This is a genomic window from Butyrivibrio sp. XB500-5 (assembly GCF_003625505.1).
Classification (GTDB): domain Bacteria; phylum Bacillota; class Clostridia; order Lachnospirales; family Lachnospiraceae; genus Butyrivibrio.
Genome location: NZ_RAIS01000014.1, coordinates 1 through 759, shown reverse-complemented (window position 1 = coordinate 759; position 759 = coordinate 1). Strand labels below are relative to the sequence as shown.

Here is a 759-nt window from a genome sequence, read left to right as displayed (position 1 = left end):
ATGGCGGATTCGCCAAATTCTATTTATAAGGAGACTTATCTTTATGTCTAATTCAAAAGAAACAACACAGAAACTTACTTACGAAACAGCAACAGGAGAAATCGAATTCACTCTCATGAGTGACATGATGTTCCATTACGTAATGCAGAGATCCGAGAAAGCTTTAACCGGCCTTGTATGTGCATTAAAGGGCATCTCCCCATCCGATGTAAAAGAACTGCTAGTCACCAACCCCATAGACCTTAACAGCACCGGAAAAGAGACCATCATGGATATCAAGCTCACTCTCAATGACAACGAGATTCTCAACATCGAGCTTCAGGTATATCCTGACAAATACTGGATTTCTCGCTCGATATTGTACCTATGCAGAGCGTATGACAACATCGGAAAAAGTGAGAATTATTCCTCAATCAAATCAACTACTCTCTTCTGCATCACTGATCAGGAACTTATAAAAGGCGCAGAAGAAGAATTCTATGCAAAGTACCGTCTTACAAATATCAAAAGTCACAGCCTATATACTGATAAATTCGGGATAAATGTGCTACAATTAAACCACACAGATAAAGCAACAAAAGAAGATATCGATAACAATCTTGTCTACTGGGCAGAACTTTTTAAGGCGACAACCTGGGAAGAATTCAAAGCCCTAGCCAAGAACCATCCTGATATAGAGGAGGTCGGAACATTGATCTTTGAACTTAATTATGACAATCAAGCAAAAGAAATCTTAGAAGGCCAACGCCGTTACAGAGA

At 39.4% G+C, this 759-nt stretch carries 1 protein-coding gene; it reads left to right on the top strand.

The features are described 5' to 3' along the window. Positions 1-43 precede the first annotated feature (43 nt). A partial coding sequence (locus D6856_RS15075; protein ID WP_120687576.1) for an Rpn family recombination-promoting nuclease/putative transposase occupies positions 44-759 on the top strand: 716 nt, incomplete at its 3' end.